Source organism: Peptoniphilus sp. DNF00840, assembly GCF_001553125.1.
Classification (GTDB): Bacteria; Bacillota; Clostridia; order Tissierellales; family Peptoniphilaceae; genus Peptoniphilus_A; species Peptoniphilus_A vaginalis.
Genome location: NZ_KQ960226.1, coordinates 893 through 5,255 on the forward strand (window position 1 = coordinate 893; position 4,363 = coordinate 5,255).

General features: G+C 29.9%; 7 protein-coding genes. 4 read left to right on the plus strand and 3 right to left on the minus strand.

Annotated features, from left to right (window positions below; all coding sequences use genetic code 11):
- Positions 1–329: 329 nt before the first annotated feature.
- From HMPREF1864_RS05805 to tpx, 3 genes are read right to left on the minus strand one after another with little or no spacing between them, the layout of a single operon-like run.
- Complete coding sequence (locus tag HMPREF1864_RS05805) at positions 330–851, minus strand: hypothetical protein (RefSeq protein WP_062571888.1); 522 nt, start codon at positions 849–851, stop codon at positions 330–332.
- 6 nt (positions 852–857) lie between these two features.
- Positions 858–1,340 (minus strand): 23S rRNA (pseudouridine(1915)-N(3))-methyltransferase RlmH, encoded by a 483-nt coding sequence (gene rlmH, locus HMPREF1864_RS05810; RefSeq protein ID WP_062571889.1) that lies wholly within the window; start codon positions 1,338–1,340, stop codon positions 858–860.
- Positions 1,337–1,837, minus strand: coding sequence for a thiol peroxidase (gene tpx, locus HMPREF1864_RS05815; RefSeq protein WP_062571890.1), 501 nt, complete (start codon positions 1,835–1,837; stop codon positions 1,337–1,339). The genes rlmH and tpx overlap by 4 nt, the downstream gene beginning before the upstream one ends.
- Before the next feature lie 152 nt (positions 1,838–1,989).
- Here tpx and HMPREF1864_RS05820 point away from each other — a divergent pair, with 152 nt between their 5' ends.
- The 4 genes from HMPREF1864_RS05820 (at position 1,990) to HMPREF1864_RS05835 (ending at position 4,314) form a co-directional block, all read left to right on the plus strand.
- Positions 1,990–2,403, plus strand: coding sequence for a hypothetical protein (locus HMPREF1864_RS05820; protein WP_062571891.1), 414 nt, complete (start codon positions 1,990–1,992; stop codon positions 2,401–2,403).
- A gap of 24 nt (positions 2,404–2,427) precedes the next feature.
- Positions 2,428–2,817 (plus strand): hypothetical protein, encoded by a 390-nt coding sequence (locus tag HMPREF1864_RS05825; protein ID WP_062571892.1) that lies wholly within the window; start codon positions 2,428–2,430, stop codon positions 2,815–2,817.
- A gap of 671 nt (positions 2,818–3,488) precedes the next feature.
- Positions 3,489–4,061 (plus strand): hypothetical protein, encoded by a 573-nt coding sequence (locus HMPREF1864_RS05830; RefSeq protein ID WP_062571893.1) that lies wholly within the window; start codon positions 3,489–3,491, stop codon positions 4,059–4,061.
- Between the two features lie 19 nt (positions 4,062–4,080).
- Positions 4,081–4,314, plus strand: coding sequence for a hypothetical protein (locus HMPREF1864_RS05835; RefSeq protein ID WP_062571894.1), 234 nt, complete (start codon positions 4,081–4,083; stop codon positions 4,312–4,314).
- The last annotated feature ends 49 nt before the right edge of the window (positions 4,315–4,363 follow it).

The following is a 4,363-nucleotide window of genomic DNA, read 5'->3' on the forward strand; positions in this document are numbered from 1 at the left end:
CTGCACTTACATTTGCATGCATAAATATGAAAAAGTTAGCAATATTACTATATAAATTGGATCCTAATAAGGATCTAACTTTGAATAAATTAACGACTTTTTTAATAAATACATTAAAAATGCAACAAACCCAGGAAATATTCCTGGGTTTGTCTACAATCTGAGGACTCTTGTGAGTCCTTTTTTGTGTTATTTATCCAAAAAATACCTCATATGAGGTATTTTTTACTTTGTGCTTTTGTTATTCTTCCATCATATAAGTGTTTATATTTAGCATATAAGAGTCAAAAATAATTTATTGCAAAAAAATTAGCCCAAGCTTGAGCTAATTATAATTTTTCTATTGAGTCGTAGATAAGTTCTGCCTCATTGTTGTAATAAATTTCTATTGAAGCATCTTGCCACTCACTTGTATCCTCAAAGCCTGTGACTATTCCAGAAAGTCTCATGTAGGCGTAGCCAAAGGATTCATTAATCACTTCGAAGTCAAGTTTTAAAAATTCTTCAAGAGTAATTCTTTTGTAGGTTCCATCCTTATAAAGATTTATCTCAAGACCATTATCATAGTTATCATCTAGGTCACTAAGCCCACCCTCAAGATCAAAGTCTGGATCAAAGGCGTGAATTATTCCTCCAATTATATCTCCCATTTCTTCTTTAGGAAAAGATGTGTCAGTCTTGTGGAGGACCAGACTTGGATTTGTCATCATGTAGTTCACTTGACCCTCTGGTGTATTTTCAAAATAAATACCTTGGTCAAAATATAAAATTATTTTGTCAGAAAGATTTTCTATATTCACGAGTCTAAAGTCGTGAAAGGAAAAAACTTGATTTAATAAATTTAATTTCATAATACCTCACTTGTGGTAGGGGTGCTTGTTAATTATTCTAAAGGCCCTGTAGATTTGTTCCATTAAGATCACACGCATAAGCTTGTGGGGGAAGGTCATCTTGGAGAAGCTAAGCTTGTAGTCAGCCCTAGATAAAACTTCATTAGATAGTCCAAGACTTCCACCAATGACAAAAGTTATATTGGAGTGGCCGTCAATCATAAGGTCCTTTATTTTATCTGCAAAGGCCACTGAGTCAAGGCTCTTTCCACCAATCTCAAGGGCAATGACATAGGCACCCTCCTTTATCTTGGAGAGGATTTTTTCGCCTTCTACATTTTTTACCTTCTCCATGTCCTTGTCTGACAAATTTTCGGGGCAGGGTTCGTCCATAATTTCAAAAATGCTTAAATCTGCGTAAGACTTAAGCATTTTTTTGTACTCATTTATGGCATCCTTAAAATAATTTTCCTTGATCTTGCCAAGTACAATTAAATTAATGTTTATCATTTTAATTTTTTAACTTCTTCAAGAGCCTTGTCAAAGTTAACATCGTGAGTTACTTCAGGAACATATTCAACATAAGAAACTTTTCCGTCTCTGTCAACAATTACTACTCCACGAGCAAGTAGTTGGAATTCTTTAATCATAAAGCCAAATTTTTCTCCAAATTCCTTGTATTTGTAGTCAGAAACGATGTCTGCGTTTTCGATTCCCTTAACTGAACAGAATCTTTCTTGTGCGAAAGGAAGGTCAACAGTTACAGTTACGATTTTAACGTCATCAGATAACTTTGTAGCTTCTTCGTTAAAAGTAGTTGCTTGAAGAGCACAAACTGGTGTGTCAATAGATGGTGCAACTGAATAAACTACGATTTTGCCCTTTAGGTCATCTGAGTTAAAGTCAGATAGGTCCCTCTTAACTGCCTTAAATGATGGAGCCACGTCTCCAACTTTGATTTCTTTTCCTTCAAGATTTACTTTATTTCCAGCAAATGTTATATCCATTTTAATTCCTCCTAAAATTATTTTTCATTTTACACTATAATTATATCCAATTATCCCGATTATTAACAAGTGATTGCAATAAAATGCCAAGTTGATTAAAATATTAGTAAGAACACTTTTGTTAATTAAAGGAATAAAAGAAGGAGTTACATATGAAAAAATTTTTAAAAATTTTATTTTTAATTTTTGTGGCAGGAATAATTCTTACAGCCTGCACAGGCAAGGATGAAAATCTTCCAGACAAAAAAATTTATAATGTAAAGTGGACTTTGGAAAGCATGATAAATACAGATTATGGAGTAGAATTAAGCAATGACATGGCTCTTAAATTTGACAAGAAAAATTTTGTCTTGACTGATAGAAACAGTGCCTATGACTATACTGGCACTTATAAATTAAAAAAAGCTGGCGCAGGCTATGAAGTAATAATGAAGTTTGATGGCTTTGAAGAGCCTGTGACAGGTATATATGGCATGAGAACTTACAAGGATAAGGGTCCTAAGCCTGATTTAGTTTTTGAACATTGGAATACAAAATACTCCTTTATTGGTGAAGAAGATAAGTAGAAATTAACTGATTGAGTGTCTATTATGAAAAAATATGTAAATTTAATAATATCATTATTTTGTTTTCCGATTTTTAATTTAATCTATCTAAAGGTTTTTGAGTACATCAATGGGAAAATTCAAGAAACCTTTGATATAAAATATATGATTATTTTATTTTTATTTAAAATCTTAATGATTTTATTTTTGGGATTTATGCTTGCCTACTATTTTAATTTTGCAAGCAAACAAGAAAAAAAGAAGCTTGGGATATTTTTATTAATTGAAATTTTCATACTTATAATTTATGTAGTCACAAAAAAATATTATTTGCCTGAGAATTTTTTCTATATTTTTGATTTTAATTTACTGTACTTTATGTTGCTTTTAGGTGAAAATATTTTTTTGTTTTTACATTTTAAAAAATTAGAATAAGAATTAGGTATAAGTGAAAAAAGGTTGAAAAATAAATTTTAATAAAAAGGTGATGTGTAGAATAGATTTACCTATCTTGCACATCACTTTTTTTTAAAATCAAACTTATTTTTCCTTAAAAACTTTTAGCATAAGTTTAGTTGATAGGTAGAAGAGTATAAGGACAGCGAAAACTCCAGCTAGGCTCCAAAGTTCGACTTTCACTCTCTACATAATATGTATAAACTATAAGAAGATTTAAAAGTTTATATTAAAAATAAAATTAATTAATAAATTATAAATAGTTTATTGATAAAAAATAATTTCTATGATAACCTCTAAATAAGATAACGTTTTATCTAATTAAGTAATTTTGTTTTAATAATAAGAGGCATCTTATAAAAAGGTTAGCAAACTTAACATTTTTAGTATTTGTTTTGATTAGTTCGTCGAGTGTGTATGCAAGAAGCATTGATACAGAAATTCAGAAATTTATGGATTCTCCAGCTCCAGAGTTTTCGGAATTATCTAAATCGCATGGTTCAAAAACTATCAATGAATTTGATGCAATCATTGAAAAAGAGATAATTTCTGAATAAAGGTATAGTTATAGTGCTAAACATGATGAAACACTTTATTTTAAACAAGAGATAATTAATTTATCCAATAATTCACGTAATGAATTAGAGAAAATGAATTTTAATGATAGACAAATTGATGCAATACTGTCCACTAAAGGATTGAGTGCTGATAAAGTTTCAAATGATGTTGCAAGAAGAGCTAGTGCAAACTTTCGATTTAATATGTACAAGAATAGATTTGAATATGGAGATTACGCAGTTGTTGATGCTTATTGGGCATGGGAGTCTGCTCCTGTTTGGGCAGGGAAAGATACTGTCGTTTTTGGATTTAGTAATGGATTTACAGCTAATTTAGATAGAACAGTAATGAAAGTTACATATAGAGATTTAGATGGTAATTACAAAGGTGAACAATATTATAATCCTAATGGATTAGTTCAAGGTTTAAGATTTGATTTTGAACAAAGCTATGGACCTGGCGGTCTAAGATCTTTAAGTAGTGGAAAAGTTTATTTAGTTATAGATAACAGAGAAAATAAGGATTATGTTGAAGTTCATGGTAAGTATCTTCACACTTATTTAAGTGTATTACCTAGTATTAATATTTCGGGTTCTGGTTTAGTTTCCATAGGATTTAGTCAGAATACTAGAGAAATGGGCGATGGATATATAGTAATGCCATAATGCTTAGTAGGGAGGTATTATGATAGAAAATATTTTTAAGTTTTTTATAATTGCAACTGTAGGTTTTATTTTAGTTTTCTGTTTACCATATCCCGAAATATGGATTATAGGTTCACGATTTGGCGTTTCATTATATATTATGTTAATAATTCAGCATATTATTTTCAACAAAAAATTTGATGATATGTTGGAAAAACTTGATAATTTAGAAAAAGAATTAAATGATAAATATGATGAAAGAATTGAAAAATAAATTTTAACAAAAAAAGTGATGTGTAGAATAGATTTACCTATCTTGCACA